The 21,411-nt window shown below is 66.3% G+C and carries 23 protein-coding genes; 11 read left to right on the top strand and 12 right to left on the bottom strand.

All coding sequences use genetic code 11. The features are described 5' to 3' along the window. The first annotated feature begins 45 nt into the window (after positions 1-45). The 3 genes from AC066Y_RS24615 to AC066Y_RS24625 all read left to right on the top strand — a co-directional run bounded on the left by AC066Y_RS24615 (position 46) and on the right by AC066Y_RS24625 (position 1,873). The gene (locus AC066Y_RS24615; RefSeq protein WP_016839740.1) at positions 46-255 is read left to right on the top strand and encodes a DUF4170 domain-containing protein; all 210 of its coding nucleotides are present in this window, start codon (positions 46-48) and stop codon (positions 253-255) included. A 206-nt stretch (positions 256-461) separates the two neighbouring features. After that, the gene (locus tag AC066Y_RS24620) at positions 462-1,037 is read left to right on the top strand and encodes a hypothetical protein (RefSeq protein ID WP_478276122.1); all 576 of its coding nucleotides are present in this window, start codon (positions 462-464) and stop codon (positions 1,035-1,037) included. 74 nt (positions 1,038-1,111) lie between these two features. Continuing rightward, the gene (locus AC066Y_RS24625; RefSeq protein ID WP_478276123.1) at positions 1,112-1,873 is read left to right on the top strand and encodes a glycine-rich domain-containing protein; all 762 of its coding nucleotides are present in this window, start codon (positions 1,112-1,114) and stop codon (positions 1,871-1,873) included. On the opposite strand, the gene AC066Y_RS24630 is transcribed toward AC066Y_RS24625, so the two are convergent. Continuing rightward, on the bottom strand, positions 1,870-2,757 hold the full coding sequence (locus tag AC066Y_RS24630) for a metallophosphoesterase family protein (RefSeq protein WP_478276124.1): 888 nt from the start codon (positions 2,755-2,757) through the stop codon (positions 1,870-1,872). The two genes, AC066Y_RS24625 and AC066Y_RS24630, sit on opposite strands and share 4 nt — an antisense overlap. Before the next feature lie 147 nt (positions 2,758-2,904). On the opposite strand from AC066Y_RS24630, the gene AC066Y_RS24635 reads away from it, so the two are divergent. The 3 genes from AC066Y_RS24635 (at position 2,905) to AC066Y_RS24645 (ending at position 4,377) form a co-directional block, all read left to right on the top strand. Next, a complete protein-coding gene (locus AC066Y_RS24635) occupies positions 2,905-3,393 on the top strand; it encodes an NUDIX domain-containing protein (protein WP_478276125.1) in 489 nt (162 codons plus the stop codon). A gap of 39 nt (positions 3,394-3,432) precedes the next feature. Next, a complete protein-coding gene (locus AC066Y_RS24640) occupies positions 3,433-3,945 on the top strand; it encodes a GNAT family N-acetyltransferase (RefSeq protein ID WP_478276126.1) in 513 nt (170 codons plus the stop codon). A 114-nt stretch (positions 3,946-4,059) separates the two neighbouring features. Then, positions 4,060-4,377 carry an EthD family reductase gene (locus tag AC066Y_RS24645; RefSeq protein WP_029083699.1) on the top strand — a complete coding sequence of 106 codons (318 nt, stop codon included), beginning with the start codon at positions 4,060-4,062 and terminating at the stop codon, positions 4,375-4,377. A 57-nt stretch (positions 4,378-4,434) separates the two neighbouring features. On the opposite strand, the gene AC066Y_RS24650 is transcribed toward AC066Y_RS24645, so the two are convergent. From AC066Y_RS24650 to AC066Y_RS24675, 6 genes are all read right to left on the bottom strand, one after another. After that, complete coding sequence (locus AC066Y_RS24650) at positions 4,435-6,813, bottom strand: TonB-dependent receptor (protein WP_478276127.1); 2,379 nt, start codon at positions 6,811-6,813, stop codon at positions 4,435-4,437. A 112-nt stretch (positions 6,814-6,925) separates the two neighbouring features. After that, on the bottom strand, positions 6,926-7,348 hold the full coding sequence (locus tag AC066Y_RS24655; protein WP_478276128.1) for a DUF2946 family protein: 423 nt from the start codon (positions 7,346-7,348) through the stop codon (positions 6,926-6,928). A 163-nt stretch (positions 7,349-7,511) separates the two neighbouring features. Beyond that, a complete protein-coding gene (locus AC066Y_RS24660) occupies positions 7,512-9,575 on the bottom strand; it encodes a hypothetical protein (RefSeq protein ID WP_478276129.1) in 2,064 nt (687 codons plus the stop codon). 67 nt (positions 9,576-9,642) lie between these two features. Continuing rightward, a complete protein-coding gene (locus AC066Y_RS24665; RefSeq protein WP_478276156.1) occupies positions 9,643-12,453 on the bottom strand; it encodes a DUF4159 domain-containing protein in 2,811 nt (936 codons plus the stop codon). Further along, the gene (locus AC066Y_RS24670; protein ID WP_478276130.1) at positions 12,453-13,394 is read right to left on the bottom strand and encodes a DUF58 domain-containing protein; all 942 of its coding nucleotides are present in this window, start codon (positions 13,392-13,394) and stop codon (positions 12,453-12,455) included. The genes AC066Y_RS24665 and AC066Y_RS24670 overlap by 1 nt, the downstream gene beginning before the upstream one ends. Beyond that, positions 13,394-14,398 carry an AAA family ATPase gene (locus tag AC066Y_RS24675; RefSeq protein WP_176533166.1) on the bottom strand — a complete coding sequence of 335 codons (1,005 nt, stop codon included), beginning with the start codon at positions 14,396-14,398 and terminating at the stop codon, positions 13,394-13,396. Before AC066Y_RS24675 ends, AC066Y_RS24670 begins: the two co-directional genes overlap by 1 nt. A 229-nt stretch (positions 14,399-14,627) precedes the next feature. Between AC066Y_RS24675 and AC066Y_RS24680 the strand changes: the two genes are divergently transcribed. The 5 genes from AC066Y_RS24680 to AC066Y_RS24700 are packed head-to-tail and all read left to right on the top strand — an operon-like array spanning position 14,628 to position 18,226. Next, positions 14,628-15,284: a DUF1285 domain-containing protein gene (locus AC066Y_RS24680; RefSeq protein WP_478276131.1), complete on the top strand. Its 657-nt coding sequence runs from the start codon at positions 14,628-14,630 to the stop codon at positions 15,282-15,284. 32 nt (positions 15,285-15,316) lie between these two features. Next, positions 15,317-15,952: a CoA pyrophosphatase gene (locus AC066Y_RS24685; protein WP_456763037.1), complete on the top strand. Its 636-nt coding sequence runs from the start codon at positions 15,317-15,319 to the stop codon at positions 15,950-15,952. Next, positions 15,949-16,212, top strand: a complete 264-nt coding sequence (locus AC066Y_RS24690; protein ID WP_478276132.1) for a DUF6111 family protein — start codon at positions 15,949-15,951, stop codon at positions 16,210-16,212. Before AC066Y_RS24685 ends, AC066Y_RS24690 begins: the two co-directional genes overlap by 4 nt. Then, positions 16,209-17,465 (top strand): CCA tRNA nucleotidyltransferase, encoded by a 1,257-nt coding sequence (locus AC066Y_RS24695; RefSeq protein WP_478276133.1) that lies wholly within the window; start codon positions 16,209-16,211, stop codon positions 17,463-17,465. The genes AC066Y_RS24690 and AC066Y_RS24695 overlap by 4 nt, the downstream gene beginning before the upstream one ends. Beyond that, the gene (locus AC066Y_RS24700; protein ID WP_478276134.1) at positions 17,462-18,226 is read left to right on the top strand and encodes a TSUP family transporter; all 765 of its coding nucleotides are present in this window, start codon (positions 17,462-17,464) and stop codon (positions 18,224-18,226) included. Before AC066Y_RS24695 ends, AC066Y_RS24700 begins: the two co-directional genes overlap by 4 nt. A 56-nt stretch (positions 18,227-18,282) precedes the next feature. On the opposite strand, the gene AC066Y_RS24705 is transcribed toward AC066Y_RS24700, so the two are convergent. The 5 genes from AC066Y_RS24705 to queE form a co-directional block, all read right to left on the bottom strand. Then, the gene (locus AC066Y_RS24705; RefSeq protein ID WP_478276135.1) at positions 18,283-18,540 is read right to left on the bottom strand and encodes a YodC family protein; all 258 of its coding nucleotides are present in this window, start codon (positions 18,538-18,540) and stop codon (positions 18,283-18,285) included. A 112-nt stretch (positions 18,541-18,652) separates the two neighbouring features. After that, positions 18,653-19,393 carry an HAD family hydrolase gene (locus AC066Y_RS24710; protein ID WP_478276136.1) on the bottom strand — a complete coding sequence of 247 codons (741 nt, stop codon included), beginning with the start codon at positions 19,391-19,393 and terminating at the stop codon, positions 18,653-18,655. Continuing rightward, positions 19,384-20,280 (bottom strand): oxygen-dependent coproporphyrinogen oxidase, encoded by an 897-nt coding sequence (hemF, locus tag AC066Y_RS24715; protein WP_478276137.1) that lies wholly within the window; start codon positions 20,278-20,280, stop codon positions 19,384-19,386. Before hemF ends, AC066Y_RS24710 begins: the two co-directional genes overlap by 10 nt. 2 nt (positions 20,281-20,282) lie before the next feature. Further along, entirely contained in the window at positions 20,283-20,648 is a 366-nt protein-coding gene (locus AC066Y_RS24720; protein ID WP_092126881.1) for a 6-pyruvoyl trahydropterin synthase family protein, read from the bottom strand. Between the two features lie 124 nt (positions 20,649-20,772). Next, entirely contained in the window at positions 20,773-21,405 is a 633-nt protein-coding gene (queE, locus tag AC066Y_RS24725; protein ID WP_478276138.1) for a 7-carboxy-7-deazaguanine synthase, read from the bottom strand. Between the last annotated feature and the right edge of the window lie 6 nt (positions 21,406-21,411).

Consider the following 21,411-nt stretch of genomic DNA (forward strand, 5'->3'; position numbering starts at 1 on the left):
AGGCGGCTGAGCAAGGGCAGCAGGATTTTTTAGAGGAGACTGACGATGAGCAAGGGCAGCAATTTCTGGGTGATCGGCGGCGAGTTCGGCTCGATGAACTTCCACAAGCTCGTCGAAGGCTCCGCCCAGGTCCGCGGTCCGTTCAAGACCCGCAAGGAAGCCGAAGAGTGCTGGAAGGAAGTCTCGGAAGAGAGCCGCCACAAGGCCGGCGTGCGCTTCTCCATCGTCGAGGAGCCGTCGCGGGTTTCGGCCTGACACCAAAATTAGCAGAGCCAAGAAACGTCCAAGGACGGCGGCCCCATCCGGTTCATCCGGGTGGGGTCGACCGCTTTTGGGACAGGGCCGGGATCATCTGGGGATAAGTGGCCACCTAAGTGCTTGGGAACCAACGTGCTTTGCGGACGTCATGGTTGCTGATAGGTTAATGGGTAAGGCAACCCGTCATCACGAGGCCGTAAGGCATGTCCGATCCGCAGAACACCAGCAGCGAGGCGCGCGAGATGCGGCCGACGCTGCGAGAGGCGCTGCGGCGGGCGCGGATCGAGGCGGCCGATCGCACCGGCGTCGTCGTCGAGTTGCGCGATGCCGAGGTGGCTCGGCTCGAGATCCTCAACGACGCGCTCGATCCCTTGTTTGCGCAGGTGCCGGAGAAGGTCGATCTGTTCGACCGCGGCATCAGCCAGGGCGAGACGCCGCGGCTCTGGATTGACGTCGTCGCGCATGTGCTGATGGGCCGCGACAAGCGCATCTACCGCTTTGTGCAGGACACGAGATTCGGCCGCATCGTGCTTGCCGAATCGCACGACGTGGCCGTGATGGTCGATGCGGTCACCGACTATGTCGCGCGGCGCATGATCGAACGCGAGCATGCGATGGTGGCAACGCCGCTTCCGGTTGCCGAGCCGCCGGCTCCGCCGCCCGTGCCGGTGGGGGCGCCGAAGCGCCGCGGCGGGATCGGCATGTTCGTGCTCGGCTTCGTCCTGGGCGCGCTGGCGCTGTTCGGCTTCGCGCTGCTGGCGAGCTTGCAGAACTTTTAGAGCATGATCCGGAAAAGTGCGAAGCGGTTTTCCGAAAGAGATCACGCTCAAATAAGGGAAAGGCGGGGGGCACCGTGGTCGTAACTCCGGCCTCGGCATTTTTCGGCATCCTGGCGGCGGCCGCGGTGGTTGGCAGCGCCGTGCTGTTCGGCAAATGGCAGACGCTGCGGCGCGCCGAATATATCCGCACCTTCAAGTGGCCGGCGGGCCTGTTGGCCCGGCTCGAGAAGCATCACCCCGGCTTCGCCCGCAAGGACAGCGCGCTGGTGTCGCGCGGCCTGCGGCAGTTCTTCCTCGCCTATCTGATGAGCGGCAAGCGTTACGTCTCGATGCCGTCGCAGGCGGCCGACGACCTCTGGCACGAATTCATTCTCTACACCCGCGAATACGACGCGTTCTGCCGCCGCGCCTTCGGCAGTTTCCTGCATCACACGCCCGCGGTCGTGCTGGTGAAGGAGCGGCGGCGGAGCAATGAAGGGCTGCGGCGGGTCTGGTGGTACTGCTGCAAGTACGAGAACATCGATCCCGTCAGGCCGACACGGCTGCCGCTGTTGTTCGCGCTCGACGCCAAGCTCAGCATCGCGAACGGCTTCATCTATCACACCGACTGCGAGGCGCTGCGCCGCAGCGGCATCGGTGGCAGCAGTCCCTATTGCGGCGGCGATTTCGCCGACTCGTCGATCGATGGATCGTCGGCGGGTTTTGGCGATGCCGGCAGTGACGGAAGCCATGGCGGCCATGGTGGCGACGGAGGTGGCCACGGCGGCGGTGATGGAGGTAGCGGCGACAGCGGAGGCGGCTGCGGTGGTGGGTGTGGCGGCGGGGGCGGCGATTAGGATAGCCGCACTTGCTTCAGCTTGCGAATGCCGTCGTCAGCGCCGATGCCGCGCACGGTCTGCTCGCAGCGCCAACCATTGCCGTCGCGCTCGATCGAGAACAGATTGTAAGCCGCCGCCGGATAGTGCTTGCGCGCCAGCGCCGATGCCGACGGCACGCCGATCGCGGGGATCTTCCGCTCGGGGCCGTCGAACCACATCGTCGAATGGATGTGGTCGTGGCCATGCAGCACCAGCTCGACGCCGTGCCGCTTGAGCAGCGCCAGCAGCTGATGCGAATCGGTCAGCCGCTTGGCGCGCCCGTCGGAGTGGAGCGGGTGATGCACCAGGAGGACACGGAAGGCCTCCTCCCGCGACAGCTGCGCGAGGATCGTATCCAGCGCGCCGAGTTGGGCATGGCCGAGCCAGCCGGTCGCCATCAGCGGCGGTGTCGGCACCGCCGAGGAGACGCCGATCAGCGCCACCGGCCCGCGGCGGCGCACGAACGGAAAATGCGTCGCCGCGCCGTCGGCGTCGCCGCGCAGATAGTCGCCGAAGTGACTGACGAAGTGATGCCGGGTCGCGCGCACATAGGCGTCGTGATTGCCGGGGACCACGGTGACGTCGGCCGCGCTGCCGACACCCTCGAGCCATTGCCGGGCCGGATTGAACTCGGCATCCAGCGCCAGGTTGACGAGATCGCCGGTCACGGCGACGTGGTCCGGCTGCTGTGCCTGCATGTCCGACACCAGCGTGTCGAGCACGTCTCGGCGATGATATTTGTGACGGTTGCGCGTCCAGTTCAGGTAGCCGAAGGCGCGCTTGCCGGCGAGATCGTGCAGCCGCGCCGCCGGCAGCGGCGGCAGATGCGGATCCGACAGATGCGCGAGACGGAACACCGCCATCACGCGATTCCCTTCGGATTGTCGGTGAAAAGTGGCCGGCAGCCGGTCATGTCGTGCTATCCCGAACGTCCTGCCCTGTATTGGCAAGAGCTGCGCAAGCGCGCAAGGATCAAAGCACGGATCAAACACCATGATGTCGAGGGTTCAGTGACGGTCCTGCTCGATTTACGCAAGCGCTACGAGCCGCAGATCAGGTGGGTGTTTCATTTTTATTGGCGGCTGGCCCGCAGCATGACGCTCGGGGTCCGCGCCGTGGTGCTCGACGCCAACAACAAGGTGTTCCTGGTCAAGCACAGCTACGTCCAGGGCTGGTATCTGCCCGGAGGCGGGGTCGAGGTTGGTGAAAGTTTTATCGAAGCGCTGCGGCGCGAGCTCGAGGAGGAAGGGCGGATCGAGCTCGACGGCACGCCGGTATTGCACGGCATCTTCCACAACAGCCACGTCTCGCCGCGCGATCATGTCGCGGTCTATGTCGTCAGGAACTACCGGCAGGACCGGCTGCCGAAGCCGAATCGCGAGATCGTGGCCTGCGGCTTTTTCGACCCGGCTGATCTGCCCGATGACACCACTCCCGGTACGCGGCTGCGGATCGCGGAGGTGCTCGAGGGCAAGCCGCCGCCGGCGACATGGCGGTGATGGACCGCGCCCGCGCCAGATGCTATTCCGCGCTCCACAATGACAGAACTGTCCCTGACCATCCTGCCCGAGACCCCGAAAGACGCCCAGGCGATCGAGCGCCTGCATGAGCGCACCTTCGGGCCCGGCCGCTTCGCGCTCAGCGCCTACCGGTTGCGCGAGCATGTCGATCATCTGCTCGATGTTTCCTTCACGGCGCGGATCGGCACGCTGCTGGTCGGTTCGGTGCGTCAACTCCCGGTCACGATCGGCGATACGCCGGCCCTGATGCTCGGGCCGTTGACGGTCGAGCCGCCGTTCCGCAGCCGCGGCGTCGGCCGCGCGCTGCTCGAGCGTGCGATCAACGACGCCCGCGCCAAGCGCCATCGGCTCATCGTGCTGGTCGGTGACGCGCCGTATTATTCGCGGGTTGGCTTCAAGCCGGTCCCGAAGGGACGGATGACGATGCCCGGCCCGGTCGACTACAGTCGCCTGCTTGTCATGGAACTGGTCGACGGCGCTGCCGAGGGCGTATCCGGGCCGATCCAGCCGGACTGGAGCAAGGCGATCTGACATCCGCGCGAGCGTCGCCCGGAACGGTTGCGCGCTGTCGGAAACTGAAGCACAGTTGAGGCAAGCGCCGGGACAAGACCGGCGCATGTCAAATCAACAGGGAGAGTGCGCGTCATGATCAAGGTCAGTGTGATGTATCCGAACAATCCAGGCGCACGCTTTGATCACGACTATTATCGCGACAAGCACATGCCGCTGGTGAAGGCGCGCCTCGGCGACGCCTGCAAATACTACACCGTCGACAAGGGTCTCGCCGGCGGCGCACCGGGGACGCCCGCAACCTATGTCGGAATGTGCCACATCTTCTGCGACTCGGTTGAGGCCTTCGCGGCCGGTATGGGCAAGCACGCCCAGGAGATCATGGGTGACATTCCGAATTACACCGATCTGCAGCCGGTGATTCAGATCAGCGAAGTCGTCGTCGGCCACTGACCGCGCAGGGGTTAGAGCATCGATCCCTCTGCCGCGTGCGGCAGAGGGATACGTGTCTCAGAACTTCAGATTGGCGAAGGCCCGCACGCCAAGGCCCGGCATCAGCACCTCGTCCTTGGTGTAGGACACCGAGTTGCGGATGTTCTGGTTCAGCAGATTGTTGCCGACCAGGCCCAGCGTCATCTCGCGCGCGCCGATCCAGGACGAATTCAGCTTGGTGTTGTAGGTGATCTCCGCGTTCAGCAGGTTGTATCCCGCGGTCGGGGTCTCGCCGATGACCGCGATGTCGTTCTGCGCAAACGCGTGCACCAGGTTGATCCGGGTGAACCAGTTGCTGTCGCGCCAGTAGACGCCGCCGCCAAGCCGCACCGGCGGAATCCGCGGCACGTTGCTGCCGTCGGTGAAGGTGGCGCGCACCACGTCGAACTGGTTCTCGATGCCCCAGATGCCGCCGTTGAGCGGGCCGATGTCGAGCTGGCTCTGGAATTCGGCGCCGCGGAAGATGGCATCGCGCTGCGCGTATCTCGCCTGGTTCAGCTCAAGCTGGTCTGGATTGGCTATGTCCACGCAAGCCGCACTGTCGCACGTGTTGCCAGTCAATTGGCGGTAGATAAAGCCGTTGAACTTCGTGTAGTAGCCGGTGAGTTCGAATCGCAACGGCCCCGTCGCCCGGCGTAGTCCGACCTCGATCGATTTTGCCGTCTCGATGCCGAGATTGGGATTGCCGATGTCAAAGGTGGCGGTCGCATCATGGGCGCCGCGTGAAAACAGCTCCGCCGGTTTCGGCGCGCGTTCGACGTACTGACCGGTAATGCTCGCAACCAGATCCCACGGCAGGTTCTGGATCAGGCCAATGCTCGCACTTTTCGGCGTGAAGTGCACATTGCGCGGCGTGGCTGGACCAATACTGGCAGGGTCGATGTTGACGTCGAACACGTCAGGTATGAATGCCGGCGTTGTCCCGGAGAGGTTAATGTGCTCGATGCGTGCGGCGATCTGCGCCTTGGTGGTCTCGCTGAATTTCAGCTCGTTGAAGACGTAACCGGCGACCCTGTTGTTGTTGTTAGGGTCCCACAATCCGTTGAGCGGGCTGCCTGGATCGTCCGGACTTGGGGCGGTCAATTCCTGATGGCCGGCCTGCAGGCCGAACGCCGTCGTCACGGCCGCGAAGCGCGCGTTGAATGGCATCATTTGCACTTCGAGCCGGGCTTCCTGCTCTTTGTTGGTAAAAGTCTGCCGCACGCCGTCGGTCGACAGATCGGCAGGGACAGCAAGCCCGAGCTCGTTGTGGCGATAGTCGGTCGCGCCGACCCAGAACCGCACGGCGTCGATCGCAGCCGCATCGGGACGGTACTCGCCCTTGACCGCGATCTTGGTCTGGTGCGCGTCGATCCGGGTCTGGTGATCGGCGCCGTCGATCCCGGGGATGTGGTACAGCGAATCGTTCTGGGTGATCGCTGCGCCGATATAGCCGCCCTGGAAGAAATAGGAGGCGCCGACCGAGGCGCCGTCCGACTGTGTCGCGGAGTTCGGCTGGCGGCCGTTCACCGGTCGCGTCTGGTCGAACAGATACGGATAGCTCGGGATGCTGTAGTCGCTGGTGGTGCGGCCATAGACGTCGGCATGCACCGCGACGTTATTGCCGCCGGCGTCGAGCAGCATGCCGCCATCGACGCCGCGATTGACCGAACTGATTGAGGTACGGGTCTCGACATTGAGGCAACCCGGACTGCCGGCACCGGCCAGCGGCGCCTTCACCGGCAGCCCGTAGGTCTGGAACGGCGCTGCCGCACAGGTCGGCATTGCGTCGGGGATCCTATTGTTGGTGGCGCTGACCACGCCGCCGATCGAGGTCGAGCCATAGCGCAGCGCGGCAGGTCCCCGCACCACCTCGACCTGGTTGGTCGAGAACGGATCGATCGGGACGAAATGATCTTCGCCGAGATCGGAGGCACCGCCGCCGCCGAGTCCATTCTCGACGATGCCGACGCGGTTGACGTCGAGGCCGCGGATGATCGGCCGGCTCGACGCGCCGGGGGCAAAACTCGAGCCGGTGATACCGGGCTTCGAGAACAAGAGGTCGCCGAGCGTGGCAGCGCCGGAGCGTCGCAGTTCCTCGTTCGGGATCACGGTGACGGTTGCGAACTGGTCGGTGACGATGGGGAGCACGCCCTGCTGCGGTGCCGGCGCCGGTGCGGCGGGCGCAGGTTGTGCGGCGGCGGCGCGTTCGCGGTTGCGGCTAGGTGCGGCCCGGACCACGTGGGTCGGGGAGCGCGTTGGCGTGGTGCGGTGGCGCTGGATCGGGCTTGGTGCCGTCACGGTGATGTCAGGGAGTTGTGTCGGCGTGTCGTCGGCCAGTGCGCCGCTATGCATCGCGGCCAGCAATAGCCAACTCGCGCCCCCGATGTGGAATGCTCGTGTCCTGTGAAGTGTCATTGTCCCGATCCAGCCCCGTCGTAATGACGGATCGATTCCGATTTGCCCCGCGGGAAGCAGGCTGCGTCTGTGACGCGGCCGCCCGCTCAGGGCGTGCAGCAATCAGTCGATGTCAGGACAGGGGAGGTGCGCGGGAGTGGAAGGCCGTAGGTGCCGATTTCAGATGGACGAATTCGGCATTGGTGGTGCGGAACAGAAGCTCGACGGCTTCCGGCAGCAACAGCACCGGCGGCGCCGTAAACAGCATGCTGCTCGCGAGCGAGATGACGGTGCAGATCGCGCAATGATCCGCCGGATCCCGGCCGTTGTCATGCTTGGCGGGCGGCGCGGTCCCGGTCACCTGGACCGCGAGGTCCGGCGTCGCCGAGGTCCCGATGTAGGCGAGATCGAGTAGCGACAGGCCGGTCTGGACCGCGGGCGCCGCTTGCGCGGCCGCAATGGGGTGGAAGTGCCCGAACGACAGCACGAACTGGACGGCGAGCGCGAACAGTGCCAGCCGCGAGCCAGTCTTGATGCGTCTCCGGAACCACTTCATGCGATAGCGCCCACCCAGTCGGGAGCGCGCGAAAACCCCGGCGGTCCCGATGTTACATTATAACATCGGATGGCGGATGCGATGTCAACCAACGTTCAGACACACTGTGTCGATGTGTTGCCGGTGTGTGTTTGCCGCAACGCAGACGCCAGCCCAACCGGGCTCAGCGTCCCTCACGCAGCCAGGTTGCCGCGAATGCGCCGAGCAACAGCAGCAGGCCGACCAGGCCGGCGAACATCGGCAGCACGCCGACGCCCTTGACCACGCTGGCGTCGCGCATCTTGACGCCGAGCCAGCCGTCGCCGCGGAAGATCGTCGACGCGCGCACCGGTACGATGCGCGGCATGTCGAGGCTCGATCCGTCGACGATGCGCCGTGCGTCGCCGCCGGTCGCCTGCGCCAGCGGCTTCAGCATGTCGGTGGTCGAGGTGACTTCCGAGAATTCCTTCGGGTTGGTCGGGCCGACATTGATCAGCGCCTTCAGCGTGCCGTCGGTGGCCTGCCACAGACCGAGCTCGCTCGCGGGCAACGTGGCGCGCCACTCGCCGGGATCGCCTGCGGTCAAGGTCAGTTCATGCGTGGCGCCGCTCGGCGACGTGACGGTGACCGGCGCGACGGTGTCGGCCATGGTCTGCCGCACCACCATGAGATCCTTGCCCTGCACCTGCATGCGCAGCGCCTCTTCGTCGAGGTCGGGCTGCTTCATCAGCCAGTGCGACACCCGCCGCAGCAGATCGAGATGCGGTCCGCCGCCTTCATAGCCGCGCGCCCACAGCCAGATCTGGTCGGAGAGCAGCAGCGCGACCCGACCCTCGCCGAACCGCGACAGCAGCAGCAGCGGCTTGCCGTCGGCGCCGGTCATGACCGGCGGGTTGATCGCGTTGCGGGTGTCGACGGTGCGGAAGAACCGGCTCCAATGCGGCGGCTCGGCATTCGAGCCCTCCAGCCCGCGTGTCACCGGATGGCGTTTCCCGGCATCGCTCAGATGCGCGTAGAACGGCTTCTCGGTCACGCCGACCGGCTCGGCCGGCAGCACCGAATCCAGCGGCGTGCGCCAGATGCTGGTGGTCGAGGCGTAATCGGGACCGGCCGAGACCAGCACCGCGCCGCCGGAGCGGACATAGCGCGCGATGTTGTCGAAATAGGCGATCGGCAGCACGCCCTGGCGGGCGTAGCGGTCGAAGATGATCAGCTGGAATTCGTTGATCTTCTGCTGGAACAGCTCACGGGTCGGAAACGCGATCAGCGACAGCTCGTTGATCGGCGTGCCGTCCTGCTTCTCCGGCGGACGCAGGATGGTGAAGTGGACGAGATCGACGCTGGGGTCGGACTTCAAGAGATTGCGCCAGGTGCGCTCGCCGGCATGCGGTTCGCCGGATACCAGCAGCACGCGTAGCTTGTCGCGCACGCCGTCGATCGCAACCACGGCGCGGTTGTTGACCGGCGTCAGCTCGTTCTCGAGCGGCGAAGCCTCGATCTCGACGATGTTGGGCCCGGCATGCTTGATGTCGATGTCGACACTCGAGGTCTGGCCGCTGCTCAGCGTGCGCTCGTTGATCACCTCGCCGTCGCGGCGGATCGTGACCTTGGCGCGCTCGCCGGTGACGCCCTGGTCGTCGAGCCGGTAGGTGATGGTCTGGGTCTGGCCGACGATGCCGAAGCGCGGCGCCGCCGTGATCGCGATGCGGCGGTCGCGCTCGTCCTTGCGGCCGGTGATCAAGGCGTGCACCGGTGCCTGGAAGCCGAGCGCCTGGGCGTTGGCGGGAATATCGTGCACGCGGCCGTCGGTGATCATGAACGCGCCGGCGACGCGCTCGACCGGAACATCCGACAGCGCCGACGTCAGCGCGCCGAACAGCTTGGTGCCGTCGGTTTCGCCGTCGGCCTGGCCGGCCTCGACGACCCGGACCTCGAGGCCCTTGATCTGCTTCAGGCTGTCGACCAGCGCCTGCCGCGCCTTGTCGGTCTCCTGGTTGCGCGTGCCGAAATTCTGGCTCGGGCTCTTGTCGATCACCACGGCGGCGACCGAGGTCAACGGTTCGCGGTCCTCGCGGGTGAAGGAGGGATTGGCCAATGCGAGCAGGATCAGCGCCAGCGCGGCGACACGCACCGCGGCGCCGCGCGCGCGTGACAGCAACAGCAGTGCCGCGATGACGACGATCGCGCCGAGCGCGATCCACAGCACGATCGAGGGAACCAGCGGTGTGAACGCGATACCGTAGTTCATGGCTTGCTTCTATTCGTTGTGAGCATGATCTGTTCGGAAAACCGGTTCCCACTTTTCCGGATCATGCTCATTGTCCCAGCCGCTCGATCAAGGCAGGCGCGTGCACCTGATCGGCCTTGTAGTTGCCGGTCAGCGTGTACATCACGATGTTGACGCCGGCGCGGAAGGCGAATTCGCGCTGGCGCGGCTCGCCCGGCGTCAGCGGCAGCATCGGCTGCCCGTCGGGACGGATCGCCCAGGCGCCGGCGAGGTCGTTCGACGTGATGATGATCGGCGAGACGCCGTCGCCGCCGCGTGCCGGGCGCTGCGCGGCCTCCTCGTCGTCCTCGCGCGGCAGCGCCTCGACCCAGGTCTGGCCCGTGTTGAAGCGGCCGGGGAAGTCGCGCAGCAGATAGAACGTCTTGGTCAGCACGTGCTCGCGCGGCACTGGCTCGAGCTCGGGCACGTCGAGGGTCGACAGCAATTCGCGCAGCGTCTGCATGCCCGGCGTCTGCGACGCGCCATTGTCGCCCGGCGGCGCCTCGACAGCGTCGCGGGTGTCGAAGATCACGGTGCCGCCCTGCTTCATGTAGGCGTCGATCTTGTTGATGGCGTCCTGCGCCGGCTTCGGCGCGCCCGGCACGATCGGCCAATAGATCAGCGGAAAGAATGCCAGCTCGTCGCGCGCGGGATCGATGCCGACGGGATCGCCGGCTTCCAGCGCGGTGCGCTGCCCAAGGAACAGCGTCAGTCCGGACATCCCGGCCTTGACGATGGAATCGACGTCGGCATTGCCGGTGACGACATAGGCCAGCCGCGTCTGCGACACCGCCTTGATGGCGAAGTCGTCGCTGCTGGCGTTCTGGGCGCGCGTCGGTGACGGCACCATCGTGGCGGCAAGGACGAAGGCCAAGGCAAGCACCGCCGGCGCGGCGCGGCGCCGGATCAGCGCGGCAAGGCCGCCGCCGAGCATCGCCACCACGATCGCATCGAGCAGGAACAGCGCCAGCGCCGTCGACAGCATGATGCCGCGCAGGTCACGCGGCTCGGTATTGGTGTAGGTCGCATGCTTCGCGCGCAGGCCGGAGGTGTCGAGCGGCGCAATACGGTCGGCGGAGGCGAGCGTGTTGACCGCGATCGGGCTCTCGGCGGTGCCGTAGAAGCCGGGCGGATGGTCAGCAGTGCCGCGGTCGCGATAGTCCGCCGACATCGGCTTGGCGGTCGAAGGCGGCGGGCCGAAGGCGCCGAAGCCGTCCAGCGTGCGCAGCGGCGCCACCGTCTCGGCGTTGGGGTCGCTGGCGACGCCGGGGCCGGGCTTCGAGGTGTAGCCGGACATGTCGATCAGCCGGCGCAGCATCTCGACGAAGGTGCCGGACATCGGCAGATCGGACCAGCGCATGTCGGCGCCGACATGGAACAGGCTGACCACGCCTTTGCCGCGATGCTCGCCGGTGACGAGCGGCGTGCCGTCTTCCAGCGAGGCCCAGCTCTTGGTCGCGAGCACGGCGTCGGGCTCGGCCAGCACCTGGCGACTGACGGTGATGTCCTTCGGCACGGTGAGGCCAGTGAACGGGCCGTCGGCGGCGAACGAGGCCATGTGTTGCGGCTTCTCCCAGGTCAGGCTGCCGCCGAGCGTGCGTCCGCCGCGGCGCAGCTTGACGGGAACCAGGTCGTCATCGGCCTGGGCGAGGCGAGGGCCTGCGAAGCGCACCAGCACGCCGCCTTGCTCGATCCAGGCATTGAGCCGGTCGCGGATCTCCGGCGACAGCGTGCCGACATCGGCCATCACGATCATCGGCAGCCGCTGGTCGAGGAATTGCCCGATCACCTGCTGCGGCGCGCCGCGATCGCCGAGCCTGACGTCGGCGAAGGGCGACAGCGCGCGGGAGAGATAGAAGGTCGAGGCCAGCAGCGGCTGGGCGGTGTCGTTGCTCGCGCCCGAGACCACGCCGATGGCGCGGCGGCGCCAGCGCCGGTCGAGCAGCTGCACGGCGCCGGCCGAATGCTCGCCGGAGATTTCGAGCCGCGCGATGTCGTTGCGCAGTTCGACCGGAAGATCGAAGGCGGCTTCGGTCTCGCGCTCCTGCGGGCCGAATGCGTAGCGGGCCTCGCCGATCGGCGAGCCCTTGGCGTCGACCGCGCGCACCGTACCAGCCGCGATGCCGCTCTCGGTGCGTAGCACCTTCACGGTCATCTTGGCGGCGGCGTTCTCGGCCGCGACCAGCGCCTGCGCGGACTGCGCGCCGCCCGAATAGATCGTCAGATTGCGGCTCTCGATCACCTTGCCGAGACCTTCGGTGAATTCGCTGCCGCGGCCGGTGTCGACGCCGTCGGACAGCCAGGCGATGTCGCAGTCGCCGGTCGATTTGAGGAAACGGTCCAGCGTCGCCAGGGTTTCAACGCGATCGATCGAGTAGGGTTTTGGCGCAAGCTGGCGCAGCGCGACGCGCGCGGCGCCGGCCGGCATCAGCGTGATGTCCCGCGTCGGCTCGGACAGCGGCACCAGCGCGACGCCGCGGCGGTCGCTGTCGGCATTGGTGACCAGCTCGTCCGCGGCCTTGATCCGCGCATCCCAGCTCGAGGCCGCGCTCCAGCCGTCGTCGAGCAGGATCACCAGCGGCTGCTTGCCGGCGGCAACGCCGGTCTGCGGATTCCAGATCGGTCCGGCAGCGGCGAAAATGACCAGCGCGGCGGCGGCGAGCCGCAGCAGCGTCAGCCACCACGGCGTGCGCGACGGCGTCTCCTCCTTGGGCGCGATGTCGAACAACAGCCGCGTCGGCGGGAATTCGATCCGGCGCGGCCGCGGCGGCATCACGCGCAACAGCCACCACAGCACCGGCAGGCTGACGAGCCCCAATAGCAGCAATGGTTCGGCGAAGGAGAGCGGGAGGCCTGCGATCATGCGCTGCGTCCCGCCTTGACGGTTGAGCGGCCGCCGCCCTTGTTCACCATCATGCCGGCATGCAGGAACAGCAGCAGTTCGGCCGCGGAGCGGCTGGTGGTGTGGGTCGAGAACAGCCAGTCGAGCCGGTTGGTCTCGGCACGGATCTGATCGCGATGCAGCGCGACGCGCGCGACATAGTCGCTCGCCCAGCTCTCGGCGCGACCCGCGGTGATGACGCTGCCGGCCTCCGGCTCGACGAACTCGACGCGGCCCGAATAAGGGAAGGTCTCTTCGGCGGGATCGACGACCTGGATCATGGTGCCGTGCGCGCCGGAGGAGGAAAGCCCGCCCAGCATCGCCGTGATCTCCGCGATCGGCGACCAGAAATCCGACAGCACGACGATTTCGGCCAGCGACGACGGCGCGAAGGACGGCGGCAGGCTCGCGCGCGTCGTCTCGTCGTGCAACATCGCTTCCGCCATCTTGTCGATCACGTTGAGGCTTGCGGTCGGGTTCAGCAGGCCGGGAATGCCGACGCGTTCTCCGCCCGCAACGAGCAGCTCGGCAAGCGCGAAGGCGACGATCAGTCCGCGCTCCAGCTTGCTGTCGCGGGCTTCGCGCGAGGCAAAGGCCATCGAAGGCGAGCGGTCGGGCCAGATCCACACCGTGTGCGCGGCCTCCCACTCCTGCTCGCGGACATAGAGATGGTCATCGCGTGCCGAGCGGCGCCAGTCGACGCGCTGCGACGGCTCGCCGGAGACGAAGCGGCGATATTGCCAGAAATTCTCGCCCGAGCCGGCGCGGCGGCGGCCGTGCAGGCCATGGATGACGTTGGCGGCGACGCGGCGGGCCTCAAGCACAAGACGCGGCAGCGATGCGGCGAGCGTTCGGCTTTCGCCATCGGCACGTCGAACCGCCAGGATCTCCTCGTTCCGGTGCCTGTTGTCTGCCGCCATCAACCGATCCGCGTCTTCAACTGCTTGATCACGTCAGGAATGGTGCGACCCTCGGCGCGCGCCGAGAAGGTCAGTGCCATGCGATGCTTGAGCACGGGCTCGGCGAGATCGAGCACGTCGTCGATCGACGGTGCGAGCCTTCCGTCAAGCAGCGCGCGGGCGCGGACCGCGAGCATCAGCGACTGGCTGGCGCGGGGACCGGGTCCCCACGCGATCAGCTTGCCGGCCTCGCCGCCCTCGGTGCCGGGGCGCGCGGCGCGCACCAGCGTCAGGATCGCCTCGACCACGGAATCGCCGACCGGCAGGCGGCGCACCAGGCGTTGCGCCGTGATCAGCGTCTCGGCGTCCATCGACGCCTTGGCGAGCGTCTCATCGGCACCGGTGGTTTCGAACAGGATGCGCCGCTCGGCGTCGCGATCGGGATAGTCGACGTCGATTTCCATCAGGAAGCGGTCGAGCTGCGCCTCGGGCAGCGGATAGGTGCCTTCCTGCTCGAGCGGGTTCTGCGTCGCGAGCACGTGGAACGGCTTCGGCAGATCGTGCCGCGCGCCGGCAATGGTGATGTGCTGCTCCTGCATGGCTTGCAGCAGCGCCGACTGGGTGCGCGGGCTGGCGCGATTGATCTCGTCGGCCATCAGGAGCTGCGCGAACACCGGACCCGAGATGAAGCGGAACGAACGCTTGCCAGCCGAGCTCTCGTCGAGCACTTCGGCGCCGAGAATGTCCGACGGCATCAGGTCGGGCGTGAACTGGATGCGCTTGGCGTCGAGCCCGAGCGTGACGCCGAGTGTCTCGACCAGCTTGGTCTTGGCGAGGCCGGGCACGCCGATCAGCAGCGCGTGGCCGCCGGACAGGATCGTCACCAGGGTGTTCTCGATCACCTGGTCCTGGCCGAAGATGACCGTGGCGACCGCTTCCTTGGCAGCCTTGATCTGGCCCGCGACCTGCTCGGCCGAGCGGACGATCACATCTTCCAGTTTTTCGACGCTGTCTGCACCGGCCATTCGATCCGCTCCTTCTTGACGATGCGCTCGATTCTCGCATCGTCACCACATGGACCGCATGCTAAACCTATGCGAAGGCCATGTATTCGTTGAATTAAACTATCCCCACCTTATCGGTATTTCAGGGTATGAACGGCATCACGATGTGGCGAGAATGACATCCCGACCACATCTCAGGATACGTGCACCAAATGTGCCAGATTGAGGGTTGGAAACTTCAGGGCAAACAATGGCGAAGCAAGGGCAGAGCGATTCCGGCAGTGAAACTACGGGGCTCGAAACGAAGGCCCTCGGAGGCAAGGGCCTCGAAGGGCTGACCACCGCCGCCAATCAAGCCGCGGCATCGGCTCCGGCCGGACGCAAGGGCCTGCCGCCGGTTCATCTATGGAATCCGCCGTTCTGCGGCGATCTCGACATGCGAATCGCGCCCGACGGCACCTGGTTCTACATGGGAACGCCGATCGGACGCCCCGCGCTGGTGCGGCTGTTCTCCACGATCCTGAAGCGCGAGGACGGCAAGCACTTTCTCGTGACACCGGTGGAGAAGGTCGGCATCCGCGTCGACGACGCGCCGTTCCTTGCGGTGGAAATGCAGACGGAGGAAGACGCGCGCGGCCGTTTGCTCCGGTTCCGCACCAATGTCGACGACTGGGTCGATTGCGAGAAGGGCCACAGCCTCAGATTCGAGGCTGCCGAGGATGGCGGATTGACGCCCTATCTGCATGTCCGCGCCGACCTGTGGGCGAAGGTCACCCGCGCGCTCTACTACGATCTGGTTGACATGGGCGAGGAGCGGATGGTCGATGGTCGGGAGATGTTCGGCATCGAGTCCGGCGGCGAATTTTTCGCGATGGCCGATGCCAGCCAGGTGAGGGGCGCACTTTGAACGAGCCGTTGCTGAAGGTGAAGCCGGCGACGATCAGCTCGACGGAATTCTTCGCGCGAGCCCGCACGCGGCTCGATTTCGAAGTGCCGCCGGGTCTGGTCGATCCGAATATCATTCCGCGCACCGGAGATTCCGGCAACGATCGCATGCTCGAGATCGTGGCACAGGAGCAGCCGGTGCGGCCGGCGGCGGTACTGATCCCGGTGGTCGATCATCCCGAGCCGACCGTGCTGTTGACGCAGCGTTCGCCCAATCTGTCGAGCCACGCCGGTCAGATCTCGTTTCCCGGCGGCAAGATCGACGCCACCGACGCCTCGCCGCTCGATGCAGCGCTGCGCGAAGCCTGCGAAGAAGTCGGGCTGAAGCGGGAATTCATCGACCCTGTCGGCTATCTCGACCTCTATGGCACCGCGTTCGGCTTCCGCATCCTGCCGACGGTCGCCAGGGTGAAGCCGGGATTTACCTTAGAGATCAACGAGGCCGAGGTCGTCGATGCGTTCGAGGTGCCGCTCGCTTTCCTGATGAACCCCGAGAACCATCAGATACACACCAAGGAATTCCGCGGCATGGACCGGTCCTACTACGCGATGCCGTTCGCCGAGCGCTACATCTGGGGCGCGACCGCGGGCATCCTGCGGGTGCTGTATGAGCGGATCTACCTGTCATGATCCGCACGGTGTTGACCGAGGTCGGAATCTTCCTGATCCCTTTCGCGGTCTATGCCATCTTCCTCATCGCGACGCGGTCCGGCGTGACGCTGCCGGCATCCTGGCCGCTCGACATGATCGCGAAGCTGACGCTGGCGGCGCTGGTGCTGGTCATCGTGAGCTTCGTGCTGCTCGCCGAATTGACCGGCGCGCCGCCGAACTCGACCTACGTTCCCGCCCATATCGAGAACGGCAGGCTGGTGCCGGGAGCTGAGAGATGAGCGAGGTGCGCCTGTTGTCCGACGCGCCATGGCTCGCTTCGGGGCCTGCGGCGCGCGTGCTCGGCCTGCTCAATGCCGACGGCGAGGAAGCGCGGGTGATCGGCGGCGCCGTGCGCAACGCGCTGATGCGGATTCCGCTCGCCGACATCGACATCGCCACCACGGCAGTGCCGGAGGAGGTGATCCGCCGCGCCAAGCGGGCAGCCATCAAGAGCGTGCCGACCGGGATCGAGCACGGCACGGTGACCCTGGTCGTGGACGGCCATCCCTTCGAGGTGACGACGCTGCGCGAGGACACCGAGACCTATGGCCGCAAGGCCAAGGTGGCGTTCGGGCGCGACTGGGTGCGCGACGCCGAGCGGCGCGACTTCACCATCAACGGCCTGTCGGTCGACGCCTCCGGCGTCGTGCACGATCACGTCGGCGGCCTCGCCGACATCGAAGCAAGGCGAGTGCGCTTCATCGGTGATCCCGCGCAGCGGATTGCCGAGGATTACTTGCGCATCCTGCGCTTTTTCCGCTTCCACGCCGCCTATGGCGCAGGCGAGGTCGATCGCGCCGGCTATCTCGCCTGTATCAGCGGGCGCGCCGGGATTGCCGGCCTCTCGGCCGAGCGCATCCGCATGGAGATGCTCAAGCTCGTGGTCGCGAACGGCGCCGCCGGCGCGGTGGTCGCGATGGGCGATGGCGGATTGCTGCTGCCGCTGTTCGGCGGCGTCGCCTATACCGGGCCGTTCGCGGCGATGATTGAGATCGAAGGGTTGATGGGGCTCGCGCCGAGCGCGACGCGCAGGCTCGCCGCCCTGACGGTCGCCGTGACCGAGGACGCGCGGCGCATCGCAAGCCGGCTGCGGCTCTCCAACGCCGAGGCCAAGGCGCTCGATTCGATGGGCCATCGCTGGTGGCGCCTGCCCGGCATGGACGAGGCGCGTGCCAAGCGCAGGCTCTACCGGCTCGACGAGGAGCCGTATCGCGACCGGCTGCTGCTCGCCTGGGCGCGAACCGGCGCGGACCGCGACGTCGATCAGTGGCGCGCGCTCGCCACGCTGCCGCAACGCTGGCGCGCGCCTCACTTTCCCTTGAGGGCGTCGGATTTCATCGCGCGCGGGATTGCCGAGGGACCGGCATTGGGGCATGTCCTGACCTTGGCCGAGGATGCCTGGCTAGCCGCGGATTTCCCGCTGGATCCGCAGGTGTTGTCTGGCATCGCCGACCAGACCGTTTCCCGCTTCACCCGCGACCATCGGCTTTGAATTTCCTCTCCGGCTTCGCAGACATCTCGCTCCTGCAAATTCTGCTCGTCGCAGCCGTTGCCCTGTTTGCTTCCGTGATCGGAGGCCTCGCCGGGTACGGCACCGGCGCGTTGATGCCGCTGGTACTGGTGCCGATGGTCGGCGCCGAGCCGGTCGTGCCGATCATCGCGATCTCGTCGATCTTCACCAATTCGAGCCGTTTCGTCGCCTTTGTCAGATTTGCCGATCGCCGCAAGGCGATCATCGTGATCGCGGCCGCGCTGCTCTCCACAGCGCTCGGCGCTTACGGTTACACACGGCTCAGCAGCGCCGGCGCTTCGCTGGTGATCGGGAGCATGCTGATCCTGAGCGTGCCGCTGCGTCGGCTGTTGCGCAAGCATAGCGTCAGGATCGGCGAGCGGGGACTTGCGGCAGGCGCCGTCGGCTATGGCGTCGTGGTCGGCGGCACCGCGGGCTCCGGCGTCATCCTGCTGTCGCTGTTGATGGCGGCGGGGCTCGAAGGCGCGGCCGTGGTCGCGACCGACGCGGTGATTTCACTCACCAGCGCCGCGGTCAAGATTTCGGTGTTCGGGCTGACCGGCGTCATCACCGCGCAGGTGCTGGCGCTTGCCTTGCTGATCGGTCTGGTCGCCATTCCTGGCGCGTTCCTGGCCAAGGCCTTTGTCGCGCGGATGCCGGTGCATGTCCACACCGCGATCCTCGACGCCGCGGTGATCACCGGCGGGGCGGTGATGATCTCGAGCGCGCTGCGCGCGCTCTGACGGGAGGCGAGGGGGATGCCGCCGGCGGCTTGCCGGGCAGCATCGCCAGGGAAATCTTACGCAGCCTTGCGCTTCTTCTTGCGGTCGCCGTCCTCGTCGTCCTCTTCTTCCTCGTCGTCCCCGTCATCCTCTTCGTCGTCGTCTTCCGGATCGATCTCGGCCGATTCGAGTGCGACGAGCGGCAGGGTTTCGCGAAACAGATCGCCGTCCGTTCCCATCCACAGGCACTGGACCTTGTCCTCGTCGACCTCGACCACCGTGATCGGATGGCCGCCGGATTTCAGCATGACGACATCGCCTGGTTTCAGTTCCATGATTTTCCCTCCGCGCTGGATGACGCGGACGGCAAGCTAGCGGCCGGTGATGACAGTCCGATCACGGCCGACGTTCTGCGCGGTGGATTTTGCTGTGAAAACAGAAGCTCCGTTATTTGCGCGCGGCCGGAACCAGTTCGGTCAGCGAGCGGATGATGCGGTCGGGCTTGATCGTCGATCCCGGCGGCAGCCCGACACCGTGCACGTCCATCCAGATCGCGTAGATGCCAAGCCGCTGCGGCGCCACGACTTCCCACTCCAGATTGTCGCCGATCATCCAGGTATCAGATGCGGAGACACCGAGTGCCTGCATCGCGTGCAGATAGGCGCGCTCCTCGGGCTTGCCGAAACCGTGCTCGCCCTCGATCTGGATGTGATCGAAGCGATGGCCGAGCGCGAAGCGCTCGACCTTGGCGCGCTGCATGTCGGCGGCGCCGTTGGTGACCAGTGCGAGCTTGATGCCGAGCGCCTTGAACGCATCGATCGCTTGATGCGCGCCAGGGAAGACGAACATCTCCTCCTCGCGATAGGCGGTGAAGCGATCGGCGATGCGGTGCGCGAGATCGTCCGGCAGCGCACGGTGGCCGGCCGCCGCAAGCTGAGCGAAGCCGCCCTTCACGGTGAGCCGCCGCGCCTCGCCGAGCTTGATCCGCCAGATCGGCTCGGCGGTCGACCAGAATTGCCGTGCAGAAGCCAGCAGCGCGGTTGCGACCTGATCCGGGGGCAGGGGCGCCAGCTCCGCGGCGAATTCGGTGGCGATCGTGTTCCAGGCGATCTCGGGGCGTCCATAGGCCGACAGGATGGTGTCATCCATGTCGATCAGCATCGCGCGCGGCAGGTTCATTACGGCCATTTCACCTCCGGCGGCAGCGACGACAGGATCGAATCGACATTGCCGCCGGTCTTCAGGCCGAAGATGGTGCCGCGATCATAGAGCAGGTTGAACTCGACATAGCGCCCGCGGCGGATCAGCTGCTCATCGCGATCCTCCGCGCTCCAGGCGGCCTTGAAATTGCGTCGCACCAGGTCAGGATAGATCTTCAGGAAGCTGCGCCCGACGTCCTGGGTGAAGGCGAGATCGGCCTCCCAGTCGCCGCTGTCGTGCCAGTCATAGAAGATGCCGCCGATGCCGCGGGCTTCCTTGCGGTGTGGCAGATAGAAATAGTCGTCGCACCATTTCCTGTACTTGTCGTAGTCGGCGACGCCGTTCGGACCGCTGCAGGCCTCTTTCATCGCGGCATGGAAGGCGACCGTATCGGGGTCGTCCTGGGTGCGCCGCCGGTTCAGCACCGGCGTCAAATCGGCGCCGCCGCCGAACCAGGCCTTGGTGGTGACGACGAAGCGGGTGTTCATGTGCACGGCGGGTACGTTCGGATTGCGCAAATGCGCGATCAGCGAAATGCCGGAGGCCCAGAACCTCGGATCATCGGCGGCGCCGGGAATCTGGGCGCGGAATTCGGGAGCGAACTCGCCATGCACGGTCGAGCAGTGCACGCCGACCTTCTCGAACAGCCGGCCCTTCATGATCGACATCACGCCGCCGCCGCCGGGCTTGCCGGTATGGTCGGTGCGATCCCAGGGGGTGCGCACGAACCGGCCGGCATTGCCGGGATAGAGCGCTGCGGGGGCATCGTCCTCGAGCTTCTCGAAGGCCGCGCAGATGTCGTTGCGCAGCGCCTCGAACCAGCCGCGTGCACGCGCCTTGCGGTCCTCGATGATGGCGGGGTCTGTTGGCAGCATGGCTAACCTTGCGGGCCGAAATAGGTGCAGCTCTCGTTGCAGCTGTCGCGATGGACGCTGACGCGGGTCAGCTTGCCCGCGTGTTGCAGTCGCTCCCAGATGAAGCGTGAGAGATTCTCCAACGTCGGCACGCCGATCGCCTCGATCTTGTTGAGGAACTTGTGGTCGAGCGTCTTCTGCACCTCGGCCATGGCGCGTTCGAGCAGGCCGAGATCGACCACCATCCCGGTTTTCGGATCGGGTGTGCCGCGGACGGTAACCTCGGCTCGAAACGAGTGACCGTGGATCTCCTCGCTGGCGGTGCCAAAGGTCGTTCCGGATAGCGCATGCGCAGCCTCGAACCGAAACGCTTTCGTCAATTCCCACATCTCGTTCAACAATCCAGTTCTGTCTCAGAGCATGATCCGATTGAATCGGATCATGGTCTTATCTTTTGTTTGGTCGCGTTTTCTTGACGCGAACCGGCTTCCACTTCGCTCGAAAACGCTCCAGTCATCTAATGCCGAGCGTCTTGTGCGTCTGCACGCTGAGGCGCCATTGCGGGTGCTTCAGGCAGTATGCGATCGCCCGCTCGGTATTCTCGATCACGTCGGGGCCGTCCATCGGCTGCAGCGAGAAGCGCTCGAAGGCGAGTCCGGCGAAGTCTTCCGGCGCGTTTTCCGGCTGCGGATAGACCAGCTTGAGTTCGTGCCCCTTGCGCACCACGAGCTCGGATGCGGCCTTGGGGCTGACGCAGATCCAATCGAGCCCGTCGGGCGGCGCGATGGTGCCGTTGGTCTCGATCGCGATCGCAAAGCCGTGGCCGTGCAGGGCCGCGATCAGCGCCGTGTCGACCTGCAGCAGCGGTTCGCCACCGGTCAGCACCACGTAGCGGTCGGCTTCGCCCCCGGTCCATTGCGCGGCAATGGTGCCGGCAAGCTCGGCCGCGTCCGCATAGCGGCCGCCGAGGGTGCCGTCCGTGCCGACGAAATCGGTGTCGCAGAACCGGCAGACTGCGGCGGCGCGGTCCTGCTCGCGGCCGCTCCAGAGATTGCAGCCGGCGAAGCGGCAGAACACGGAGGCTCGGCCCGCATGGGCGCCTTCGCCCTGCAGGGTGAGAAAGATCTCCTTGACTGCGTAGCTCACCAAAAA

This window comes from Bradyrhizobium sp. USDA3010 (assembly GCF_056429065.1).

What these genes read in the sequence shown, in the direction of transcription:
- AC066Y_RS24720 (WP_092126881.1), bottom strand. Translation starts at nt 20,648, where the DNA reads ATGTGGGAATTGACGAAAGCGTTTCGGTTCGAGGCTGCGCATGCGCTA.
- AC066Y_RS24670 (WP_478276130.1), bottom strand. Translation starts at nt 13,394, where the DNA reads ATGGCGGCAGACAACAGGCACCGGAACGAGGAGATCCTGGCGGTTCGA.
- AC066Y_RS24640 (WP_478276126.1), top strand. Translation starts at nt 3,433, where the DNA reads ATGACAGAACTGTCCCTGACCATCCTGCCCGAGACCCCGAAAGACGCC.
- AC066Y_RS24710 (WP_478276136.1), bottom strand. Translation starts at nt 19,393, where the DNA reads ATGGCCGTAATGAACCTGCCGCGCGCGATGCTGATCGACATGGATGAC.
- AC066Y_RS24630 (WP_478276124.1), bottom strand. Translation starts at nt 2,757, where the DNA reads ATGGCGGTGTTCCGTCTCGCGCATCTGTCGGATCCGCATCTGCCGCCG.
- AC066Y_RS24620 (WP_478276122.1), top strand. Translation starts at nt 462, where the DNA reads ATGTCCGATCCGCAGAACACCAGCAGCGAGGCGCGCGAGATGCGGCCG.
- AC066Y_RS24655 (WP_478276128.1), bottom strand. Translation starts at nt 7,348, where the DNA reads ATGAAGTGGTTCCGGAGACGCATCAAGACTGGCTCGCGGCTGGCACTG.
- AC066Y_RS24695 (WP_478276133.1), top strand. Translation starts at nt 16,209, where the DNA reads ATGAGCGAGGTGCGCCTGTTGTCCGACGCGCCATGGCTCGCTTCGGGG.
- AC066Y_RS24705 (WP_478276135.1), bottom strand. Translation starts at nt 18,540, where the DNA reads ATGGAACTGAAACCAGGCGATGTCGTCATGCTGAAATCCGGCGGCCAT.
- AC066Y_RS24690 (WP_478276132.1), top strand. Translation starts at nt 15,949, where the DNA reads ATGATCCGCACGGTGTTGACCGAGGTCGGAATCTTCCTGATCCCTTTC.
- hemF (WP_478276137.1), bottom strand. Translation starts at nt 20,280, where the DNA reads ATGCTGCCAACAGACCCCGCCATCATCGAGGACCGCAAGGCGCGTGCA.
- AC066Y_RS24660 (WP_478276129.1), bottom strand. Translation starts at nt 9,575, where the DNA reads ATGAACTACGGTATCGCGTTCACACCGCTGGTTCCCTCGATCGTGCTG.
- AC066Y_RS24615 (WP_016839740.1), top strand. Translation starts at nt 46, where the DNA reads ATGAGCAAGGGCAGCAATTTCTGGGTGATCGGCGGCGAGTTCGGCTCG.
- AC066Y_RS24675 (WP_176533166.1), bottom strand. Translation starts at nt 14,398, where the DNA reads ATGGCCGGTGCAGACAGCGTCGAAAAACTGGAAGATGTGATCGTCCGC.
- AC066Y_RS24650 (WP_478276127.1), bottom strand. Translation starts at nt 6,813, where the DNA reads ATGACACTTCACAGGACACGAGCATTCCACATCGGGGGCGCGAGTTGG.
- AC066Y_RS24645 (WP_029083699.1), top strand. Translation starts at nt 4,060, where the DNA reads ATGATCAAGGTCAGTGTGATGTATCCGAACAATCCAGGCGCACGCTTT.
- AC066Y_RS24680 (WP_478276131.1), top strand. Translation starts at nt 14,628, where the DNA reads ATGGCGAAGCAAGGGCAGAGCGATTCCGGCAGTGAAACTACGGGGCTC.